Annotated in this window: 19 protein-coding genes; all 19 read right to left on the reverse strand. The window is 33.4% G+C overall.

All coding sequences use genetic code 11. The annotated features are described in order from the left end of the window. Complete coding sequence (gene cobN / locus JOP69_RS01225; RefSeq protein WP_203393747.1) at positions 1-3,747, reverse strand: cobaltochelatase subunit CobN; 3,747 nt, start codon at positions 3,745-3,747, stop codon at positions 1-3. Positions 3,748-3,762: 15 nt separating this feature from the next. Further along, entirely contained in the window at positions 3,763-4,281 is a 519-nt protein-coding gene (locus JOP69_RS01230) for a hypothetical protein (protein ID WP_203393748.1), read from the reverse strand. 3 nt (positions 4,282-4,284) lie between these two features. Beyond that, positions 4,285-5,361, reverse strand: a complete 1,077-nt coding sequence (cobW, locus tag JOP69_RS01235; RefSeq protein WP_203393749.1) for a cobalamin biosynthesis protein CobW — start codon at positions 5,359-5,361, stop codon at positions 4,285-4,287. 42 nt (positions 5,362-5,403) lie between these two features. Beyond that, positions 5,404-6,090, reverse strand: a complete 687-nt coding sequence (locus tag JOP69_RS01240) for an energy-coupling factor ABC transporter permease (RefSeq protein ID WP_203393750.1) — start codon at positions 6,088-6,090, stop codon at positions 5,404-5,406. Between the two features lie 53 nt (positions 6,091-6,143). Beyond that, positions 6,144-6,734 (reverse strand): cob(I)yrinic acid a,c-diamide adenosyltransferase, encoded by a 591-nt coding sequence (locus tag JOP69_RS01245; RefSeq protein ID WP_203393751.1) that lies wholly within the window; start codon positions 6,732-6,734, stop codon positions 6,144-6,146. Beyond that, entirely contained in the window at positions 6,731-8,050 is a 1,320-nt protein-coding gene (locus tag JOP69_RS01250; protein ID WP_203393752.1) for a cobyrinate a,c-diamide synthase, read from the reverse strand. Before JOP69_RS01250 ends, JOP69_RS01245 begins: the two co-directional genes overlap by 4 nt. 4 nt (positions 8,051-8,054) lie before the next feature. Continuing rightward, positions 8,055-9,698, reverse strand: a complete 1,644-nt coding sequence (locus JOP69_RS01255; RefSeq protein WP_203393753.1) for an AAA family ATPase — start codon at positions 9,696-9,698, stop codon at positions 8,055-8,057. Beyond that, the gene (locus JOP69_RS01260) at positions 9,695-10,411 is read right to left on the reverse strand and encodes a hypothetical protein (RefSeq protein WP_203393754.1); all 717 of its coding nucleotides are present in this window, start codon (positions 10,409-10,411) and stop codon (positions 9,695-9,697) included. The genes JOP69_RS01255 and JOP69_RS01260 overlap by 4 nt, the downstream gene beginning before the upstream one ends. After that, positions 10,411-11,493, reverse strand: coding sequence for a cobalt-precorrin-5B (C(1))-methyltransferase CbiD (cbiD, locus tag JOP69_RS01265; protein WP_203393755.1), 1,083 nt, complete (start codon positions 11,491-11,493; stop codon positions 10,411-10,413). The genes JOP69_RS01260 and cbiD overlap by 1 nt, the downstream gene beginning before the upstream one ends. Next, on the reverse strand, positions 11,484-12,272 hold the full coding sequence (locus JOP69_RS01270; RefSeq protein ID WP_203393756.1) for a precorrin-6A/cobalt-precorrin-6A reductase: 789 nt from the start codon (positions 12,270-12,272) through the stop codon (positions 11,484-11,486). Before JOP69_RS01270 ends, cbiD begins: the two co-directional genes overlap by 10 nt. A gap of 77 nt (positions 12,273-12,349) precedes the next feature. After that, entirely contained in the window at positions 12,350-14,191 is a 1,842-nt protein-coding gene (cobM, locus tag JOP69_RS01275; RefSeq protein WP_203393757.1) for a precorrin-4 C(11)-methyltransferase, read from the reverse strand. After that, positions 14,192-15,391, reverse strand: a complete 1,200-nt coding sequence (gene cbiE / locus JOP69_RS01280) for a precorrin-6y C5,15-methyltransferase (decarboxylating) subunit CbiE (RefSeq protein ID WP_203393758.1) — start codon at positions 15,389-15,391, stop codon at positions 14,192-14,194. Positions 15,392-15,394: 3 nt separating this feature from the next. Continuing rightward, complete coding sequence (bluB, locus tag JOP69_RS01285) at positions 15,395-16,033, reverse strand: 5,6-dimethylbenzimidazole synthase (RefSeq protein ID WP_203393759.1); 639 nt, start codon at positions 16,031-16,033, stop codon at positions 15,395-15,397. Positions 16,034-16,036: 3 nt separating this feature from the next. Continuing rightward, positions 16,037-17,413: a precorrin-3B C(17)-methyltransferase gene (cobJ, locus tag JOP69_RS01290; RefSeq protein WP_203393760.1), complete on the reverse strand. Its 1,377-nt coding sequence runs from the start codon at positions 17,411-17,413 to the stop codon at positions 16,037-16,039. Continuing rightward, positions 17,410-18,120, reverse strand: a complete 711-nt coding sequence (gene cobI / locus JOP69_RS01295; RefSeq protein WP_203393761.1) for a precorrin-2 C(20)-methyltransferase — start codon at positions 18,118-18,120, stop codon at positions 17,410-17,412. The genes cobJ and cobI overlap by 4 nt, the downstream gene beginning before the upstream one ends. Further along, complete coding sequence (locus JOP69_RS01300; RefSeq protein ID WP_203393762.1) at positions 18,117-19,055, reverse strand: sirohydrochlorin chelatase; 939 nt, start codon at positions 19,053-19,055, stop codon at positions 18,117-18,119. Before JOP69_RS01300 ends, cobI begins: the two co-directional genes overlap by 4 nt. Positions 19,056-19,059: 4 nt before the next feature. Next, positions 19,060-20,604, reverse strand: coding sequence for a uroporphyrinogen-III C-methyltransferase (gene cobA, locus JOP69_RS01305; RefSeq protein ID WP_203393763.1), 1,545 nt, complete (start codon positions 20,602-20,604; stop codon positions 19,060-19,062). After that, positions 20,601-21,407: a ferredoxin gene (locus JOP69_RS01310; RefSeq protein WP_203393764.1), complete on the reverse strand. Its 807-nt coding sequence runs from the start codon at positions 21,405-21,407 to the stop codon at positions 20,601-20,603. Before JOP69_RS01310 ends, cobA begins: the two co-directional genes overlap by 4 nt. Before the next feature lie 3 nt (positions 21,408-21,410). Beyond that, a complete protein-coding gene (locus tag JOP69_RS01315; RefSeq protein ID WP_203393765.1) occupies positions 21,411-23,666 on the reverse strand; it encodes a TonB-dependent receptor in 2,256 nt (751 codons plus the stop codon). Between the last annotated feature and the right edge of the window lie 67 nt (positions 23,667-23,733).

The raw sequence follows: 23,733 nt of genomic DNA on the forward strand, positions 1-23,733 counted from the left end.
TTATTCTGTTATGTTATCAGATTTTTTATAAATTTCTTTTAATTCTTCAATAGTTTCTTCGGACGGATTTTCCCACATCCCTCTTTGAATCGCTTCCAGCATACGCTCAGACATATCTTTTAAGGCCCAAGGATTGTGTTCTTCTATAAAAGCTTGGTTATCCTCGTCAAACAAATAAGAATCTGTAATTTGTTCGTACATAAAATCTTCTATTAAATTGGTGGTGGCATCATAAGCAAACAAATAATCCATGGTGGCAGCCATTTCAAAAGCACCTTTATACCCATGTTCTTGCATCCCTTGCATCCATTTTGGGTTTACAACCCTAGAGCGAAAAACTTTTAATAATTCTTCTTTTAAAGATTTCACCTTCGGATTATCAGGTCTAGAATGATCTCCAAAATACGTTTCTGGTTGAGATCCTTTTATAGTATTTACGGCTGCCGTCATTCCTCCTTGAAACTGATAATAATCATCAGAATCTAAAATATCATGCTCTCTATTATCTTGATTTTGCATCACCACTTCAATATTAGATAATCGTTTTTTAAACGTTTCATGTGCAGATTTTCCACTATTGTCTTTTCCGTAATACGCATAACCACTCCAATTGATATACGCTTGCGCTAAATCATCTGAAGTTGTCCAGTTTTTTCCATCAATTAAACCTTGTAAACCTGCACCATACGCACCAGGTTTCGAACCGAATACTCGATACAAAGCTCTTTCATTGGCTTGTTTTTCATCTAAACCTTCTTCTTGCCATTGCAGTTTTTCTTCATCAAAACGTTTTTTTATAGGGTTTTGTTCATCGGTTTCATCTAGCGTAGCTACTTTTTCTACAGCGGCATTAAAGAGAGAAATTAAATCAGGAAAAGCATCCCTAAAAAAACCAGAAATACGCAACATTACATCTACTCTAGGTCTTCTCAATTCTAAGGTAGATAGTACTTTAAAATCTTTTACTCTTCGGTTGCTTCCTTGCCAAACGGGTATTACACCAATTAAGGCCAATGCTTGGGCAATATCATCGCCACTGGTTCGCATGGTAGAAGTACCCCAAACTGATAAACCAATAGAAGTAGGGTATTCTCCGTTTTCTTGTAAATAACGATCAATAATATTCTGAGCACTTTTTTGTCCTAATTGGTATGCGGTTTCAGAAGGAACAGTACGTACATCAACAGAATAAAAATTTCGTCCCGTAGGTAAAATATCTAAACGACCTCTTGTAGGAGCGCCAGAACCTCCGGCAGGTATGTATTGCCCGTTTAAACCTTTAATTAAATGGGTGATTTCATTACTTGTTTTTTCTAAAACGGGTACTGTATGTTGTTGTATATAGTTTAATATTTGATTGGTGTATTGTCCAATATTCTCAATTACATCGTTGTTAAATAATTGCGTTACAAGGTTCTTCGCTTTGTTTTCTAATAACTCAACTGCTTGTCCGTAAGTTCTGCAGGAAATTTCAAAAATGTCTTTTTCAAGTTTATCTGAGTAGACAACATTTATAGGATCAAAATCGAGTTGTAAATCTTCAGCCAAACTCTGTGTAATTCCTTTTAAATCGCCTTGTGGCAAACGATGCAAAGCAACAATTAAATCTATTAATTTTTCTTCTCTTGGTAGTTTCCCTAAAATATGTAATCCACCTCTAATTTGCGATTCTTTCAGTTCACATAAATAACCGTCAATCACTTCTAATAAAGCATCAATATCTTTACCATCTTGGTTTAAATCAGATTTAAGATGGGTTTCATTTACCAGCGTTTCAATCTTTGTTTTAATTAAAGAGGCTCTTCTTTTATCAACCAAAGCCGACTCGTAAAACTCATCAATTAACAGTTCTAGTTTTAGTAAATCGCCATAATTCTCTGCGCGTGTCATTGGCGGAATTAAATGGTCTAATATAATTGCTTGGTTTCTTCTTTTAGCTTGTGTTCCTTCTCCTGGATCATTAATAATAAACGGATAAAAATGAGGAATAGCGCCTAAAATAGCCGCAGGAAAACACGTTTCTTTACTCAAAGCCACACTTTTTCCAGGCAACCATTCTAAATTTCCGTGCTTACCAATATGCACTAAAGCATCTGCTTTAAAACTATGTTGCAACCAAATATAATAGGCTAAATAGGCTGGAGGAGGAGGTAAGTCTGGCGAGTGATAACTGGCTTGTAAATCTAAATTATAACCTCTACTTGGCTGAATACTTACCAACACATTATCAGAAATAAAACCCGGAATTAAAAAAGAACCTTCTTTATAGTTTGGCGAATCTTTTGGGTTTCCCCATTGTGCTTCTACTGTATCTTTAAGTGTTTTAGAAAGCTGATTGTAGTACTTATAAAAAATAGCTTCGTCTAATTTAATAGAGTGGCGTTCATTTAAAGTATTTATCGTTTCTAAATCGTTGGTAACAGAATTGGTTAATTTATGTATAAGTTCTTTGGTCGTTTTAGGATAATCGGCCGCAAGGGCATAATTTTCAGCTGCCAATTGTGCTAAAATTTGCAAGGTACTTTGTGGCGTATCTAACCCAACACCATTTGCCAAACGACTATTGTTATTTGGATAATTAGGTAAAACCAATGCAATTTTCTTATCAGCATTTTTTTTATACTGTAAGTTAATCCACGCTTTAGCCATTTGCGCAACAAACTCACAGCCTTCTATATTAGGGACATAAGAAACCACTTCAGAATCTGTTAAAGCATCTTTTTCTACCGATTCCTTAAACGAAATTACTTTCGATATAATTTTTCCATCCACCTCTGGCAACGCAATATTCATGGCAATATCGGTAGGAGGCAAACCAAAACTTCCTTCTAGCCAACTTTCACGATTGCAACTTCCCATAATTGCTTGTATAGCGGGTACATTAAAAACATCGAACAAGCTCTGTGTAGTATCATTAAATCCTTGCACACTAAACCCTGTCGTATTAATAATAACTTGGGGTTTTTCTGTTTGATGCGCTTTTAGTAAATTAAAAATTTGTTGCTGAATATCATGTTCTCGATATCCAGCCGCCATTAATGCAATTGCAGAAATTCCTTGTTGTTCTAAAGCATCAATAATACTATGTATAGGAGCTAAATTATTAGATAAATAATAACTTCTATACCCAAAAATAATAGCTTGTTTTTTTTCTTTATTTTCTGTTGATGAAGTATAAATTCCTTCTTTTGGGTGATATAAAAATAAATCGGGAATGGTTTTTATAGCATCCGGAATTACGGTTGTATCTGTAATTTTGTTACTAATTAATTGCAAAGATGCTTTACAGTTTTCTAAACCACCAGCTTGTATATATTTCCAAATTAAATCGACATCCTTTAACGGAATGTTAGAAGATTGCATCAACTCTAAATCTGGTTTGTTATCACCAGGTAAAAACACCAACTGAATATTGTTTTCTTCGCAACATTCTGTAATTGATTCACAAAGATAATTGTAATAGGCTTTTCCGCCTAAAAGTTTAAGTACTACAATTTTTGCAGCAGAAATAACTTCATCTACATAGGTGTCTATCGTTAATTCTTGCTTAAAATAACTAAGATTTGCAAACCGAAAAGAAGGTGCTTTTTCTACGGAGTTATAAATTAACTTGTAGGCGTTATTCATCATAAATAAATCGGAATCTGCCGAAGACAAAAAAACAATGTCTCCCGGAGATTGATCTATATAAAAAACACCTTCATCGTTAGGATTCCAGCCGCCTGGTATGGTAGAAATTAAATGCACGTTGTTATAATTTTTTTAGATTATTTGTGTATGCTTCGTTAATAAAGAAATCATTTCTTCATTAGGCGTTTTCCAACCTAATTGTTTAAAAGGAGTTCTGTTCAATTTTTGGGTCATTTCTCTAATTACAGAAGCATTAAAAACAGGATAGTCATATTTAAAATAGTTCAATTTCTCTATATTATAGGTAAGAACACCAATGGTTTTTCTGTTATTATTTGTGGAATGAAACGTTACTTCACCAATTTTATCAAGAATATTTTTATAATCAACCGTTATTTTTTCAAATAACAATTGATTATAAAAACTATCCAGAAATAACGCGTCTAACTTGTCAATATCTTTCATTGAAAAACGTGGAATAACGACAGAAAAAAAGGTTTCAGAATTTACAAAAAGTAAACACTTCTTTTTAGCAACATAAAAAACATTTGCATTCCAATTTCCAAGAATATGCTCATCGACTAAATCGCTGTTTTCAATTTTCTTGTTGATAATCTTCTCTAGTTTTTTTGTAGTAAAAATGTGTGTCATCGTTTAATGAGAATGAGCGTGAGAATGTCCGTGATCATGACTATGAGCATGCGTATGCACTTCGTTATTTTTAGTCAATTCTATATTTTTACCAATAACCACTAAACTTGTTTTGCGTGCTTCATTTTCTCCCCAAGGTCTTTCAAAATAATAATCGAAACGACTACCAACACCTTGCAGTACCATGCGCATTGGCTTGTTCGGGATATTTACAAAACCTTTAATTCTATAAATCTCGTTGTCTTCTACAAGCTTTTTTAAATCTTTCACTAAAACTTTAATATCCGCAGTTTCGGTATACTCTAATAAAACTGTTTTAATATCATCGTTGTGGTGGTGGTGGTTTCCAGATTTATGGTGCTCTTCGTGAATAGAATGACGGTTATCTACATCATCCTCTGCAGAAGCTTCCACTCCTAGTAATAAAGCATTATCTAATTCACCATTTATTACCGGAATAATCTTGGTGTTTGGTCTTGCTTTATCGGTAATTATTTTAGTAACTTCATCAAACTTCTCATCATCAATCAAATCTCTTTTGCTTACTAAAACCAAATCTGCACAACCTAATTGATCTAAAAACAACTCTTCAATAGGTGTTTCATGGTCTAAAGAATCATCCGCTAAACGTTGTACTTGCACCCGTTCTCTATCGCAAATTTCTCCGGTTGCAATTCCTACTGCATCTACTACTGTAATTACAGAATCTATAGTAATATGAGGTTTTAAATCTGGCCAATTTACTGCTTTTACCAAAGGTTTTGGCATCGATAAACCAGACGTTTCTATCACAATATGATCAATTTCTTCTTTGCGCTCTAATAATTGTAACATAGAGGGTAAAAATTCTTCTTGTACCGTACAACAAATACATCCGTTTGGTAATTGAATTAAATTACAGCCTTCATCACCACATTCAGATGAAGCTATTAATTGTCCGTCCACATCTACTTCTCCAAATTCATTCACCAAAACAGCAATGCGTTTTCCGTTGGCATTCTTTAGCATATTATGTACTAAGGTCGTTTTTCCTACGCCTAAAAATCCGGTAACAATAGTAATTGGTATTTTTGTATTCATTTTTATATTTTTTTTAGTTTGATAGTTTTCAGGAAGTTATTTTTATGCTTGTACAGTATTGTAAAGTCTCTTCTCTAAAAAGTTACTTTCTTTAAGTTTACCTGTTAAGTATTTTGCTGCCGCTAATACACCTAAATCTATTAATGGCTCAATTAGTACAACTAACATATAAACACTACCAAAACTAGCGATGCTTACTAAGTTTTCTGTTGCAAAACCTTGACCATAAATTGCCCAAAATGTAACCCAACCTACAATACCTGCTTGATAAACTAATGAAAGTTTTAAAACTTGCGCATATTTTAATTGGATGTATGGTGTATCTTTTTTGATAACTTTATCAGCAATATAAGAAAGTGCCATTAATGGAACAAGTAAGGTGGTGATGTTCATTCCATATTGAGGTAAATCAATTTGTGCAAAGAATACTCCTTGAATTAATAAACCAAGTGCGAGCCCAATACTAGCAGGTGCGAGGCCAAAGAGTAAAAATAATGTTGATCCTAAAATAAAGTGAACTTCAGAAACTCCTACTGAATAATGTGGTAATACTTGAAAAAATGTAAATACTAAAGCTGTTGTAGCAATAGATTTGACTAAAAAAGTTAAAGGATTGTTTTTTTTGATGTTGCTAAAAGATGATTTAGCTACTCCGAAAATTGTGACTGCTGCTGTTGCGTATGAAAGTCCAATTTTTGCTGAATCTACGATTCCTGGTTCGATGTGCATAATGATTGTTTTTAAATTAATATTTATTAAATTGTTATTATTCTAAGTTTACTTTAATCTTTTACTACTTTCTTTTTTCTTTTATATAAGAATAAATTCCATTTTTCTTCGGCAACACCATGCTTGTCCATTTCTGCTCTTGCCATGGTAAAAAACAAATCAGATAGCCTATTAACATAACTCATAATGTAATCGTGAACACATTCTGGGTCTTCTTGCATTAAGGTAACCAATTGTCTTTCTCCTCTGCGCATTTGTGTTCTACAAACGTGGCAAAGTGCCGATATTTCATTTCCTCCAGGCAATAAAAAATAGTCTGATGGAGAACTAATATTTGCTTCCATTTTGTCCATCCAAACCTCACAAAAATCTGCGCCATCTTTCGGTTCCGGATTCGGGTTTTCTTTTTTAGAATCAGACGGTCTTGCCAAGTGAGACATCATATTCATCATATCTTTTTGAATGCGATGCAAATTTGGTTGCCATTCGTGTTCGTTACCTAGCTTAGTACGCATTAAACCAATGGTAGAATTTACCTCGTCTAAGGTTCCTATACATTCAATTCTTGCAGAGTTTTTAAATTCTCTTTTCCCTCCAAAAACTCCAGTGGTACCTTTATCTCCTTTTCTTGTGTAAATTTTCATATGTTGTTATTTAGTTCGTTTATTAATTGTAAAAGTTTTTCGGGTGTACCAAAATAGTGATGCACATAAGAACCCATTACTTTATTTTTTTTATAAATTTTGGTAGTTGTATCACCACCTCTTGCATTTGTAATTGTGGCGTTAACAGTACTTTCATGATCATGTATTAAGGTTGAATAATGAAACTCGTGCCCTTTAAAAATATGTTCATTTACTTTAGATGTTCGGTAACCTAAATGCAGTTTTTTATCGGCTATTGAAGATTCAAAATCGAAATAATTCACCATTTTGAAAGCTTCGTTATTTTCTGAAATAATAGCTTTTCCTAAATACATCATTCCGCCACATTCGGCGTAAATTTTACCGTCATTTTGTGCGAATTCTTTAATGCTTTTCAGCATTTCTGTATTGCTAGACAATTCCTTCAAATACATTTCCGGGTATCCGCCTGGGAAATAGATAAAATCACAATCAGGAATTTTCACATCAGTTATTGGGCTAAAAAACACCACTTCTCCTAATGTTTCCATGGCACCAATGTTCTGCGGATATATAAAATTAAAAGCTGCGTCTTTAGCCACTGCAAATTTTATTTTTTTGGATGCTGTTGTTTTTTCTGTTGATAAAATAACACTTGGCTCAATAACTTTAGAAGCTTCTAAAATAGCTTGCCAATCTACTGTTTTGTCTAGTTCGTTTGCAATTTTATCAATAACAATATCAAACTTTTCTATTTCCTGTATATTTAATCCTAAATGTCTCGACGGAATTTCAATGTCCTTTAAGTTAGATAAATACCCAAAACAACGTACATTAATATCATCACAAGCTTCTTTAAGCATATCGTAATGTTTTTCCGATCCTACACGGTTAAAGACAACGCCCATTATTTCTACTTCTTTATCAAAATTTACAAAACCCTGAATAAGTGGTGCAACAGAATAGGCAACAGCTTTGGCATCAATTACTAGTAAAACAGGTGTCTTTAGCTTTTTAGCCATTTCAGCCGTACTACCTTTATCTTTTTTAGCACCATCAAACAAGCCCATTACACCTTCTATGCAATTAATTTTAGCCTCTTTGCCGTAGAAGTTTAAACAGGTGTTTATCTCATCTTGAGACATCATAAATAAATCTAAATTTACCCCCACTTTTTTACAAGCCAATTGATGAAATTTAGGATCTATATAATCTGGACCAACTTTAAAAGGTTGTATCGTAATGTTTTTATTTTTGAATAAACGCAGTAATCCTAAAGTAAGTGTTGTTTTACCTGCATTGCTACTTGGTGCCGAAATGATGAGTTGTTTTGTCAAAATATTAGAGCTTCTTTGTCATTAATGGTTGGTAATTAGCCTGAATACGATTGGCAAAATCGGCAGCAACACCAATTTTCACCATGCCTTTTTCAGCATCAATTACTTGTGTGTTTTGTACGCCTTTACAATACGTTTGAAAAGCCAATACGGTTGCTTCTAAACTGCTTTCGGTGTTTAACTTTCCGTCTGTTATAATATGTAAATTGTGTTTAAAATCAACATCAGCACAAATACCTTTTATTTGTTTAAAACCAGCCGTTAAATTTGTTTTTCCTCCTGTTTTAAGAGACGTTAATGCAATTTCAATATCTTTTAAAACAGCCGTTCTGTGTAAAATATGTTGCGCTTCTCCATCAAACAAAGAAATAATAGAAAACTGTGTATTCTGATTTTTAGATTGTGTTGCAATTTTATCTACAGCTCCTTTTGCGTAAGCAATAATTTGGTTTTTTAACATAGAACCACTAGAATCAATTAAAAAGATATGGTGTTCTTTTAAAAGTGATTTTTTGTGTTTCGTCTTTATTTCAAACTTATCGGTAGCTACATATTGACTTACCGTTTTCTTGGTATCTATGGTAGCGGTATTTCCTTGGTTATAGGAAATGGTTTTGTTGCTGTTTTCAAGTTGATCTGTAAACGTATTTTTTTGTTTTTGAAAATCGTTTTCAGGACTCAAAAACTGAATATTTTCTTCCTTAGAGGTAGTTCCTTCGGATGGAGTTTCTTTGGGGTGCTCGTTTTCCTTTTGATTTGGGTTTTGCTGATTTGGTGGCTGGTGTAAACTTCTGTGGTTTAAAACAAAATCTGCTATTTTATCAACATCTTCTTTAGTAATTTTTGTCGCGTTTTGATACGCTGCAAAAGCCCTTGCCGTTTTCAATAATAAAATGTCTGCACGCAAACCTTCTACTTGGTGTTCTATAGCTAATTGACTACAATATTCTATAATAGCATCGTTTATAAGAACCGTTTTTAAATGCTTTTTAGCGGTTTCAATTTGTGTTGCGATACTTTGGTCTTCATTTTTATATTTAGCAGTAAAATCAGTAGGATTGTCATCAAACAGCAAACGTTGTTTTATTATTTGCTGACGCACTTTTACATTAGTAGTTGTAGAAACATGTACACTTAAACCAAAACGGTCTTTTAGTTGCGGTCTTAAACTTCCTTCTTCAGGATTCATAGAACCAACTAAACAAAATCGACTTTTAAAATAACGAGAAATCCCCTCTCTTTCTAAATAATAATTTCCAGAAGCTGCAGCATCTAACAAAATATCGGTGAGATAATCTTGTAATAAATTTACCTCATCTATATATAAAACACCTTGGTGAGCTTGCGCCATTAACCCAAGATTGATTACTTCTTTTTTGGCATTAATCAACTCTTCTAAATTAATGCTTCCCATAAGTCGGTCTTCAGAAACACCAATAGGCAAATTCACAAAAGGTATTTTTTCTTGATCATTCAATAGATTTGTTAACGATCTAATTAAGGTGGTTTTTCCTGTTCCTTTATCACCAATAGCCAAAACACCACCAATAAGCGGGTCTACCAAGTTTAAAATAAGAGCTAACTTAAAATTATCTTGACCAACAATAGCAGAGAAAGGAAAGTTGGTTTGTTTTTTATGATGCATCATATAGCAGAAACGGTATTATAAGTCCATATTATTCCAATAATAGCAGAAGCAGCACCGGCAATACCATTCATCCATTTAAAAATGGATAAATTTCGTTCTAAAAAACGACTCATTACCGTTATTAAAACATAACTATAAGCACCCATTGCTACAATAATACCCAAAGATTCTACTGCAAGAATAAGAAGAGCATCAGCTATAGTATCACTACTTAAAACGAGCGCCGAGGTTAATGCGCCACCTGTACCAGCTAAACCGTGTAACATGCCAATCCAAAAAGATTTATTCATTGGGTTTACCGCAATTTCTTCACCTTTGGTACCGTGTAAATGTATTGGGTTCGCAAGTTGATGTTCATGGGCTTCAATTTTCTTATGCTCATTTACCATTTCATTAATAGCATGGTTTCTTTTAATAGCAACAATTCCTAACCAAATCATAATAGGACCAACTGCTAGTTCTGCATAAAAAGAAATACTATGTACAAATAAAGTAGCCATACTTTTAAAAAGTAATGCTATACCACCAAAAAGTAATAAGGTTGCCGAATGCCCAAAAGCCCACTGAGAGGCTTTAAAGACCGTTAGAAAATTCACCTTTTTTTTATTGATGGCATTTTCGGTTGCTAATACAGAAACCGCTGTAACATGGTCTGGCTCAAAAGAATGTAAAATTCCCGCCATTAAAGGCCTAATTAAAGAAGTTATTGTCATTATTTAATGTATTTAATAAGTGTTCCGTTTTTATGAATAAGGTAAATATCTAAGGATACCTGTTTCATTTTTGTATGCGTGTGTTTATAGCAATGCGCTAATAATAATTGAAAGAAAGGCGAATTTTGTTCAAACTCGAATAACTCAATTAAACGACCTGCCATATTTAATTCTTTAATTTTATCTCCGTCTTCAAAGCCAATTTGATGCGCTAAATCCACAACAAAATCTTTATTCCAGCTAGACACACAACTGTGTGTATCTGTTATACCACCCGCTAATTTTACCGCTTTACCGAGCATAATACCAATGCTTACTTTTTTAATATTGCATTGATTAATTTTAGTAAGGGTTTCTCCAATCCAATTTCCGTAATGGATAAAAGCATATTCTGGCAAATGATTAAATTTTTCTGATAAAAACTTTTCACTTCTGGCACCTGAGTTTATAACCAATTCTGTTGTTTTGTTGGCAATTGCAACGTCAATACCTTGTTCTATACTTGCTATGTAGGAAGACGAGGAGTAGGGTTTTACAATACCAGTTGTGCCTAGTATAGAAATGCCATTCATAATACCTACACGTTCATTAAGCGTACGTTTTGCTAATTTTTTTCCGTTGGTTACAAAAACGGTCACTGATACACCACATTCTAAATCGTAATCGTGCAATAGTTTCTGAAGTGCACTGGTTATCATTTTTCTAGGAACTGGATTAATTGCAGGTTCTCCAATAGCCAATTCTAAACCTTTAAGTGTTACGGTACCAACGCCTTCTCCGGCAATAAACTGAATGTCTTTTTCTTGTGTTAATTTTAAAATACAACCTATTTCTGCGCCATTTGTTACATCAGGATCATCTCCAGCATCTTTTATTACAGAACATGTAGCTGTATTTTCTGTAAACTCGCAAGAATGAATCTTAATTTCTAATATTTTATCTATAGGTAAATGTACGTTTACAGTGCTGTTTTTCTTCTGATGGATAATCGCCATCAATCCTGCTTTTGCAGCAGCAGTAGCGCAAGTGCCTGTTGTAAACCCTTCTCTTAAAGGGCCTTTTGGTATTTCTCTTAATCCCATAATTGCGAAGTATTGGTTAGCAATGTTGGAGTAGGAGTATTCGTTAAAATACGTTGTAAATCAATTTCATTAAAAACAAGCGTAAAGTAACTAGGTATTTTAGGCTGATTGATGATAATAATTTTTGCGTTTGTTTGTAAAGCAGCTTCAATCTTGGTGCTTAAAAACCCACTGTTACCAGTTTCTTTAGTGAGAATTACATCAATCTGATGGGATTTAATCAGCTCAATTTCTTTTTCTAGATTGTCAGATGGCAATCCTAAAATTAATTGCTTTTCAGGAAAATTACTTTCATGAGCTATGGCTAACGATTCGGGTCTGTTTAGAATTCTAAAATACGTTGTGTTTTCTAACCACCACGGATGCAATTTTTTAATAGATTGTACACCTGTTAACGCTAATAAAGTCTGTTTTTCTTTTAACAACGCAAAAGCAGCTTCATACGAATTCACATATTTTACTAAAGGATGAATGGTTTTAGAAAGTAATTCTCGTCCGAATCTTAGTACAGGGATTTGTAGCTTTTCAGCCACTTTAGCAATGGTTTTATGCAATATTTCTGCAAACGGATGAGAAGCGTTAATAATGGTTTGTATGTTGTTTTCTAGTAAATAACTTTCTAGCTGTTTTTCATCTAATGCTCCGTAACGGTAACTCGCAATTTTAGTCGTTTTAAAGGGAATATTTGTTTTTGTAGAATACACAAAAGGCATGGCCAAACCTTCTAATAAAGTGGCTGCTTTTTTTCCTTCTGTTGTTCCGCCAAAGACTAATATCATGCTATCTGTTTTATCGATAAGTTTTATAAAAATCTCACAGGTTTTTACAACTAATGAGATCTAAATATGAAATGGTTTTATTCTGTTACTACAAATTTCTTATTCGTTCTAAAAATGTGTTTCACATCCGGACTGTATAATTGAGACCTGTTTTTACGAGCGCCAATTGCATGACCAACGATAATTAATACCGTTCTTGTTTTTTTACTGTCTTTTACAATTTTTGCTAGATTTTCTAATTTTCCTTGATAAATTTCTTCGTCTTTCCAAGAGATTCTGTACATCACTGCTACAGGCGTATTAGCGTCAAAATGTTCTAATAATTGTGCTTCTACTTTTTTAGCAATTCCTACACTTAAAAAGATACACATGGTAGCATTTGTAGCAGCAAAAGCAGCAATACTTTCTTTTGGAGGCATTGGTGTTTTACCTTCTCCACGTGTTAAAACAATAGACTGTACTACTTCCGGAATCGTAAATTCAGATTTTAAAACGGCAGCTGCGGCACTAAAAGCTGAAATTCCCGGTACAATAAAGTACTCCATTTCTAACTCATCAAAAATGGTCATTTGCTCTTGGATAGCGCCATACAAAGAAGGATCTCCACATTGTAAACGCACAATAGCATTTCCTTTTTTGTAATGTTCTTGCATTACCGCTATTTGCTCTTCTAAAGTCATCATTGCAGAGTTTCTAACCACAGCACCTGGTTTACACCAATTGGTCATTTCTTCTGGAATTAAACTACCTGCATACAAAACACAATCTGCATTTTCTAAATAGGCTTTTCCTTTTACGGTAATCAGCTCTTCATCTCCAGGTCCTGCACCAATAATTGCAATGGCCGTTCTACGTTCTGCCTTAACATCTAAAGCAATAGAAAAAGTGAATTTCTCACCATTTTCTAAATGAATTTTTTGTTTTTCAATTAGTACATTTTTGCTTCCAGAAAGTAGCATTGCAGTAGATTCTGAAACACCATCAACACCAATTTTAGATTGCACCATTTCACTTGGGTTCGGCACCGTAATGGTGTCTATTTCGTCTGAAGTAAAAGTGCTAAACGGAATGTTGTTTTTTGTACTAAAATCTAAATATGCCTGTTGTTGTGCCTTAATATCTATAGATCCAACGTTTTTAATCGCTGAAAAGTGAATGTTTCTACTTTTCAATTCTTCTTTTAAAGTAGTTTCAAAAAGAACTGAATCTAATTGTTTAGAGCAACCAGAACCAACAGAAAGTACTTTAGGAATAAAGAATACACTAGCAATTGTACTTGTATACACTTTATAACTTACCGCAATAAACAACTCAAATTGTGTGTAATCAATCTCCGTTTCATCATAAAAAACAGTTACAAAATTAGGTACTGTTTTTTCTAAATGTTGTGTCCCTTTATCTTTAATATCTAACAATAGGGCAGTAGGTTTATTATTTACAAACAACGCCATGGTTTTGTTCATGGATAAAGAAGTGACTACTTGCCAATCAAATTGATTTGCTAACGTATCTAACGCCCAAATATTTTGTACATCACTAGACGTAGAGATAATTGGGTTGGCTCCTAAAACGGAAGCAACTTTTAAAGAAAAATCATTTGCGCCACCTTTATGTCCGCTTAAAACAGCTTGTACATTTAGGCCTAAATCATCCACAGAAATTACTGCAGGATCTATATTTTTATCTTGAATATAAGGTGCGATTAATCGCACACAAATACCTAGAGCAGTCACAAAACAAATGCCATCTAATTTTAAGAAATTATCAGTTAAATAGTTTGATATTGAGCTAATAGTTGATACATTTTTATCCGAAGAATTCAAGGTTGTAATTACCAAAGATTTTGGGAATTCTTTCTGAATAATAAGGGCTTTTTCTAACCCTTTTTCGGTAACTGCTATAATGGCTATTTTTTTCATTTATTGTTTTTCTGCGGTGTGAATGCTAATTTTGTTATGTTCGTTTACTTGAATGCTATGTGTAATAATTGTATAATTTAACTTGGTAAGTTCTTCTGTAAAAATGTCGCTACTTTTTTTCTGTACAGCGTTAATAACCAGTCTTAAAAGTGGATTTATTTGAAGTAATAGATGAATCATTTTTTTTAACATTCCTCCGTGTCCTCCAATGAATACAACATCCGGAATTGGGTAGTCTTTTAGGTTGAGGTGAAAGAAATCATCAATTATAATTGTGATACCAGGAGTTGCCAAACGTTCGGTGTTTTGCTGAATAATAGCAGCGCATTCTGTACGTTTTTCAAAAGCTATAATTTTTAAATTTGGATAGTGTTGTTTGGCTTCAATAGCGACAGATCCGGTACAAGAACCAATGTCCCAAAAAACAGTTTTATTTTGCAATTCTAATGCCTGAATTGTACTTAAACGAATAGGCATTTTTGTAATCATATTTGCTCTATTATTTAACGGAATAAAAGCAGTATCGGGTATGCCAAAGTGTTTCTTTTTTGGTGCTATTTGTTTTAATAAAACACAGTTTAAATGTTGATGTGTTTTTAGAGTACAAGACAATAAATCGAGTTGCTCAATATGTTCTGTATCTCCATCCAAAGCCTCTCCAATAGTTATCGAATAATTATCGAAACCATATTGCAACATGCGCTTTGATATTTCTGCGGGTGTTTTTTTGTTATCAGTTAAAACACCAATTAATTCGGTTCTATTGATTAATGCTTCGTCTAAAGCCGACCAATCTCTACCGTGAACCGATATCGATTTTAAGCTGTTATAATTGGTCTGCGTTTTATGACATAATAACTGAATGCTATTAAAATAAGGAACGGAATTTAGTTTAGCATTCGGTACTAATCGTTGTAAGGTATTTCCGAATCCGTAGAAAAAAGGATCACCAGAAGCAAAAACAACAATAGACTTATCAAAAGTGTTGTATTGCTGAATTAAAGCATCCATTTTCCCTGAAATCTCTATCCAAGTATGGTTTTCTGGCAAGTAAGATTTAACCAATTGATAATGACGTTTTCCACCAGAAAAAACAGTAGATTCTTGGATTAACTCTAAAGCATCATCATTTAACTTGGGCGTAGGATGATTGCCTATTCCAATTAAATAAAAATCGATATGTGTCTTTTTTTGCTTCATTTCTTAATAAGAATCCTTAATAACAACATCATTTATATTCTTACGTTTTTCCCATTGTAAACGTTCCAATTCTGGGTTTTCGTAGAATTTATCCACATGTCCTAAACACAAATAACCAATCAGCTGTCTGTCTTTAGGAGCATTTAATATGGTCTTCACCTTATCAGGATTTAAAATACTGACCCAACCTAAACCAACATTTAACGCTCTTGCCATTAACCACATATTTTGTATGGCGCAAACCACGGAATACACGCCCGCTTCTTTCATGGTAGTTTGTCCTAAAACAGGATGCTCACTTGGTTTGTAGAATACCGCAATATTTAGTGGAGATTCTACAATACCTTCCAATTTTAATTGGGTGTACGCATCTGCTTTTTTTCCTTCAAAAAGGGATTTAGCTTTCTCGTTTTCTTCAAAAAAACTATCCTTTATTTTATTTCTGATGTCTAAATCTTTAATCACAACAAACTCCCACGGTTGCGAAAAACCAACAGAAGGTGCGTTTACTCCAGCAAATAGAATTTTATCTAAATCTGCTTGAACAACAGGTTCGTCCGTAAATCGATTCCCTCTTACATCTCTACGAGCAAGAATAATCTGTTCTAACGTTTCTATATTTTCTGAAGTAAATTTGTTCATCTTTTAAGATTTAAAATAGGTGGATGCTTCGAGTAACGTAAAAGCGGCATTTACAATAGCAGCTGCAACATTACTACCACCTCTGTTGCCTTCTATAATTACCCAATCTGTATTTTTAATTTGAGATAACTGTTCTTTTGATTCTAATACATTTACAAAACCAACCGGAACACCAACAACACCAACAGGTTTAAAGGTTTTATTATCTCTTAGTTGATCTACAATTTCAAACAAAGCAGTAGGTGCATTCCCGACAACATATAATGCATTTGGGTGTTTTTCAATTGCTTTTCTAATTCCTGCTTGAGAACGGGTAATATTTGCTGATTTTGCTAATTCTTGTGCCTCTTCATCATTTAACAAACAATGAATTTGGTTGCCGTATTCCTTTATAAAAGCTTTTGTAATTCCTGCTTGTACCATGGTAACATCGGTCACAATTTCTCCACCATTTTTAAGATGTTGATGCCAATTTTCAATCGCTTCTGGCGTTGCCGAATAATGCTTAAAATCTTCTAAAATTCCTGTAGTATGAATAACTCTCGTTATTGCCCATTTATCAGCAATAGCAAAAGGCAAATCTTTAATGTGTTCGGTAACGATTCTAAAGCTTTCTTGCTGAATTTCTTTACCTGTGTGTGGTTTTCTGTTTAAGTATCCTCTAGGAGTCACTAAATAGTCTTTAAAACGATAGGTTTGCGAGTTTCCAATCATCACCAAGCAAAACATATCTACATCATCAGGGTTAAATTCGCCCAGCGTGGTTATTTTAAGTTCTTCTTCTGGTCGTGTTACGTGTCTTATAATGGCAACTGGAGTGGAAGGTGAGCGTTCTGCTAAAAATATTTTTTGCAATCTCCCTAATTGCCAATGTCTCTTTTTACTTTTTGGGTTGTATAAGCTCGTTACAAAATCGCCCATTGCAGCAGCTTTAATTCGTTGCTCAATTTTATTCCATGGTGTCATCAAGTCAGAAAGAGAAATACAACAAAAATCGTGACCTAATGGCGCACCTAATTTACTTCCGGCAGCTAAAAATGCCGAAACCCCTGGTAAAGTTTCTAATTCAATATCAGTATGATTTTCTTTAGAAACCACCTCGTAAACTATCGCCGCCATGGCATAAATACTGGCATCACCAGAACCAATAACCACAACATATTTGTCTTCTTTTGCTTTTTCAATAGCTTTATGTGCCCTTGCTTCTTCCATACCTAATGGCATAGAAATTAGTTCTGCATCTTCTTTAAATAAAGAGGCTCCAAATTGAAAATAATAGTCGTAACCAATAACTACATCTGCTTTTTGTAAAGCATTTTTAACTACGGGTAACATATAATTGATATCTCCAGGACCTAAGCCTGCTACAGTTATTTTCATTTGTTTATTTTTTTAATGATGATAAGAGAAAAATAAGGGGTTTCTCTTTGTGTTGCAATTGCCCAATCGGTTGTTATAAATTGTTGATCGGTGCCTAAGCGTTCTGCATAGGTAATGCTATGTTTTTTGTGATCTATTACGTCGGTAATAATGTCTACAACCGATATAATTTTCATTAATACTACGGTGTCAAAATGCGCAATCGCTTCTTCTAACTCTTCCTGTGTTTGTATACGCGGAATAACAACTACTTTTTCGTTTTGTAAACACAAAGGCATTTTACTTTCTGCTGCTAGATGCAAATAAGAGCTAATACCCGGAATTAAATGAATGGTTAATTGATGTGCTTGTATTTTTTCTAATAGATAAGAAAAAGAACTAAACGTACTAATGTCTCCTTCGCTTACAATGGCGATTGACAATCCTTTTTTATAATCAGCTAGAATTTGCTGAAAGGTGGTTTCGTAAATTTCTTTGGCTTGCGCTCTTTCTAAATCCATCTTTAGATGAAAACCGACTAATTTAGTAGCGTCTAAATCATAATTTTCTAAGATAGAAAGCGAATAACTTACTTTTCTTCCGTCTTTAAATAAAGAACCCGGATAATATATTTTATCAGCTTGTTGTAAGGCTTTTAAACCTTTTAGCGTAATTAAATCAGCATCACCAGGACCTAATGAAACGCCGTAAATTTTACCTGCTATCATATGCCTAACATTTTTTTAATTTTGCTTGCAAAACCGTTTTCTTCTTCATTTGGTTTTTCATCTTCTTCAAATAAAATTCCTTTTACATTAAGATGATGACCAATTTGCTCTTTCCCTTTGTCTTCTTCGAAACCAATGACTTGTTTTCTGTATTTACATAACTGACAATTCATGTTTGCAATTCCGTTTTTAGCTTCGTGCAAACGCTCATCAAAGGCCTGTAAAATCAATTCATCGGCACCAAAAGGATCTGTGTACACATATTCTAAATTAGAACTCGCATCCATATCCGAAACGCTTTTATAAATTCGCTCTAATAAAACACCTGTAAAAAAGAAAAACGGAATTACAATGGTACGTTTAAAACCTAATTTCTCAACCAATTGTAAACCTTCCTCTACATTAGGAAACGCTGTTCCGCTGTATACTGTGGTGGCAAAACCAAAGCCCATTCCGTCCCAAAGCATGCTTGTTAATTTAGCAACATCGCTATTGGCATCTGGGTCTGTAGTTCCTCTACCAACTACTACCAAACAGGTTTCTTTTCTATCTATTTTAGGTAGTTTTTTCTCTGTTTCTTCAATCCTTTTTAACGATAAATCGAGTAAAAAAGAACTTACACCAATATGTTTTCCCATAGAAATGGTTAAATCATCATGATAACCTTGTAAGGTATTTAACTCATACGGAATGTCATTTTTGGCATGGGAACCCGCAAATAAAATAACAGGCAATGCATATATTTTTCGAATACCTTGCGCATACATGCGTTCTACTGCAGCTTCATACGTAGGATGATTAAATTCTAAAAAGCCATAATCTACTTCATATTTATCTTGGTAACGCTCTTTAAGAATGCTCACCAATCGTTTAAACGATTTTACGCCAGCTTCTCTTCTTGTACCGTGTCCGCATAATAAAATTCCTTCTTTCATCTTTTTAATTTATTGGGTTTGCACCTATTAAAAATACTACAGGCATTGGTAGTTTTTGTGTAATGATATCTTTTTCGATGTTTTCTAATGTTGATGTCAATAAAATTTCATTATCTCTAGAAACATTAGAAATAGCATTAATCGGGATGTTTGGATTGTTACAAACGGCTATTAATTTCGGAATGATTTTATCTAAACTTTTAGAGCCCATATAAAGCGCCAAAGTGTTGCCTGCATTTAGCATTTCTGCAATTCCCTTAAGTTGTGTTGTAGAATAATCTGCAGTATGTGCTGTGCAAATTAAAAAAGCATTAGAAAAACCTCTTTCTGTAACAGGTATACTCATTGCGCTTGCTGCTGCTAAAGCTGCTGATATACCTGGAATAACTGTAAAAGGGAGTTGATGTTTCTTTAAAAAACGAACCTCTTCTGCAGCGCGACCGTAAATATATGGATCACCAGATTTTAGACGAATTACTTTGTTCCCCATTTCGCAATGTGTTTTTAGCAATTCGTTTATTTTATGCTGTCGAGCTTGTGGATCTTCTTTATCGCCAAATTTTCTACCTACATAAATACGTGCTGCAGTTGTATTGATATTCATTATTTCTTCTGATATTAAATTATCATGTAAAATAATTTCAGCATTCTGAATGGCTTCAAAAGCTTTTAACGTTAATAAATTTTTATTACCAGGACCTGCGCCCACAATGCTTATTTCTGGCAATTTGTCTTTTGTGAAAATCAATTCTGGATTTGCAAACTGATATTCGTAATTTAAGATTGATTTCGATTTAGAATTGTCAACAATTTTAAAATCTTGGGCAGTGTTTTCTCCAAAAATAGGAGCAGGCAAGTTTAATTGTATGGCAGCGTTTTTATAATATTCCTTTCTTTTAGGATGCACATCTGCACAACCATTTATAATTTCGCCAAAACAATCTTGCTCTAAAATAGCTTCAATTAACCCAATACTATCTTTTAAGTGAATGAGGTTTACCGGAACATTCGGGTTTTTTAATTGCTTTTTGTTGGCAAGAAACCTTCCGGGATGACGTTTTGGACCAATTAATCCTGCCAAACGTAAAATAGTTAGGTTACTTCCAAAATACTGTTTTAATAATTCTTCGGCTTTTATCAACCCAATACCAGATGCTTTTTCTGGAACACATTTTACTGTTTCGTCTATTAGATTATTGGTGTTTTGGTATACAGAAGTAGAACTTACAAAAATTACCTTTACATTTTGGGGTGTGTGCTTTATAATTTGCGCTATCTGAAGCGGGTGTATGGTTTCAATATTATCAATCCGCTTTGGCGGAAAATTGATAATTAACGTAGAGGTTTCATGTATAAAAGACTCCCAATCTCCAATAATTTTATCAGCTTCAATTTTTATTCTATTCGTTTGAAACGAATATTTAGAGAACGATTTTAAACTACTTAGCGAAGTTGTGCAGCCATTAATTGTGTAACCTTTTTTTTGTAGCTGTAATGCCAATGGCAATCCTAACCAACCTAAACCTAATATAGAGATGTTTTTATTCATAGCGATGTTAAATCTTGACTCGTGTTTTGTAATTGAATTTTAGTACAATATTTCCAGGCCAAATTTTCTATAGAATCAAATTTGATGATTCCCAAAACTTCTCCAAATTTATTTTTAAAACGGATACCTGTTTGGTTTACGTTTTTTTGATAAAAATATTCTGTACTAGAAATTTTAGATTGTTGTAATTCTTTATTGTCTTTAGGCACACCAGCAATGGTAAGTGAAATACAATCGGTGGCTGTTTCTAATTCTAGCGTGTAAGTTTTAGCATAGTTTACAGCAGTTATTTCTGTAAACGGAATTGGTTTATCACCAGCCATAGATAGCGTTATTCCTTTTGGGTTTTCAGCGAAATATAAAAATAAGGGGTATAAATATTGGTCAGAACTAAAACCACGGGTAATAAGGCAATCGCCTAATTCGGTATCGTTTTTTAATTCAAACGGTTTTGGTTTAAAAGGAGGTATTTCTTTATCTGATGCATGTTTTTGCCATCCTTTTTTAAACAATAATTCTGTTTCTAACGGACAATCATTATTTATATGTCCTTTAACAATATGAGTAATTTTTTCTGGAGTAAGTTCTTTATACCAAAATTCTCCAGGATGCACAATACAGGTTGGTGCATCTTCACATCTTCCGTTACATCTAGTTTTAATAGTATGCGTATTATTCCAATGTTCATTGTTACGTAAATAAGCTCGAGCTTCTCTTACTACTTTTTCGCTTCCTGCTTTTTGGCAAGAACCTCCGTCGCAAAAGAAAAAAGTATGTGTTGTATTGGCTATGTTTTTTCCCATGTTTTAAAAGAAATATGTTAAACTTATTTTTGCTAATAAAGGTGTTCCTGGTGTAAAATGTATATCATCTACAGGTTCAGGTTCTACTTTTAATTGTGAAGAATCATAAAAAACGGCTTCTGTCCATTCATTGTTAAATAGGTTTTCTACGGACAGTCCTATCTGGTATTTTGAAGTTGAATAATTAACTACTAAATCTGTAATAAAATAATCATCAGCAAATACTGATTCATCTTCAATTAGTGGTCTTTCTCCTAAATAACGATAACGTAATGATGCTTTAATACCGTTTTGAAAACGGAATGTTGCTCCACCGGTAGCACTAAATCTTGGAGCACTCGGAATTTTATTATCGCCTTTTGGAGCGTCTAATAAGGTTCCGTAACTGTAATTTAAATCTGTATCTAACCAAAAGTAAGGTTGTGGTTGGTATCTAAAAGAAGCTTCTCCTCCTAAACGTTCCGAACGTCCTTTGTTTTCAAATTCAAAACCATCAGAAACAAAAACAAATTCAGCATCACTTTTTAAATAAAAACCAGCAAGGTTACCGATTAAGTTTTTTCCTATTTTAAATTCTGTACCTAAATCATAACCAATTGCTTTTGGTAGCGGAGTTATTTCTTTATTTTTTACTGCGGCATTGGCATAATTCGAATGAAAACCAGAACTAGCTTTTGCGTATAATTGAAGTTTTTTAGTAATATCATAAAAGATACTTATTTTAGGACTAAACCTAAAAGAACTTCTACTTCCTTCTGAAACTGTTGGGAATATTTCTTTTAAATTAAAATCATAAAAATCACCTCTAAAACCTGCTAAAACATTTAGTTTAGGTGCAATTTGAATTCTTTCTTTTAAAAATAGACCATAATTAGTTTGTTTAATATCAAACTGATTTACTTGTACTCTAAAAGTTCTACCAATTGTATTACTTAATCCTATTGTATTATTATTGTACTCAACAAACCAACCTAAGGTTGTTGTACTATTTGGTAATTGAAAAGCATCTTTAAATGAAATATTACCTTTATATGCATAAATATCACGACTTTCATATTGGTGAATCATATCTCCATTTACAGGATCGTTTTGAAAAAATGTAAAGTTTGAAAACAGATTGTATTTATTATGAACATAATACAATTGATTTGAAAGTGCTACATCATCAGAAATTTCTGAATCTAATTGTAAATTAACATGCACTCTTTGAGTATCACCACCTTCTGTATCATCAATAGCTCCAAAACGATCTATTAAACCACTTTCTACAGCTCTTAACGGAATTTGTCCGGAAGCATTCCAATCACTACTAAAAGTAGATATAGATGCTTTTAGTTTTTGCTTTTCTGTAAGTTCTACCGTATATTTAGAAAAAGTATTTAATTTTCTAAGATTTTGCTTGCTATCAAAAAAACTGTTATTAAAAGTTCCTTCAATACTAATATAAGCGGTTTCGTAATTTTTGGTTAAAAAATTCTTTTTATCTAAAAGAGAAACCATTGCTAAAGCTCTTACAAAATCATATTGACCATACTCTAATTTTACAAGATTGTCATGTAACATATCTTTAGAGGTAAATTTAGCAGCACCAGAAACCGCAAAATCTCCTATTGAAATCTCGTGCGGACCTTTAAAGTAATCTACCGTTTTAATAGTTTCTGGAATTAAAAAGTGCAAATCGGCATATCCTTGACCATGTGCATGAGAACCTAAGTTGATACCAATATCATCCACCTGAATAGCAAAATCAGTTCCGTGATCATTATCAAAACCTCTAAGGAAAATTTGTTCTGCTTTTCCGCCACCAGCGTGTTGTGCTATAAATAACCCTGGTACAGATTTTAAAAAATCTTGAGAACTACTTATTGGTCTTAATAATAAAGAAATTTTGGATACTTGTTGAACGCCTAAAGCTTCTTCTTTTTTAGAACTGACAACTATTTCTGATAGTTGTGTAGCTTCTCGTTCTAAAGTGATGTTTAAATTGGAGGTAGCTTTTTTTACTGTAATTGTCTTTTGATGATAGCCAAGTAAAAGGAACGTCAATTTGATTGGAAACTTTTTAGGTTTGATAGAGAATTCACCCATTTCGTTGGTGATTCCTAAAATAGTTTCATTGTTTACTTCAATACTTACTTGATAAATTCCACCTTTGGTGTCTTTGTTTATTACCTTTCCAGTAATAATTCCATTTTGTGCGAATACGGACTGTGAATAAAACACATACCATACACTGCATAAAATAATTCTTTTTAACATAAAAAAATTAATTAAGCAGGAAGGGATAGAAAAATATGAGTGTACATAATTCTCTAACTCTTTACCC

The sequence above is a fragment of the Polaribacter sp. Q13 genome, from assembly GCF_016858305.2.
Classification (GTDB): domain Bacteria; phylum Bacteroidota; class Bacteroidia; order Flavobacteriales; family Flavobacteriaceae; genus Polaribacter.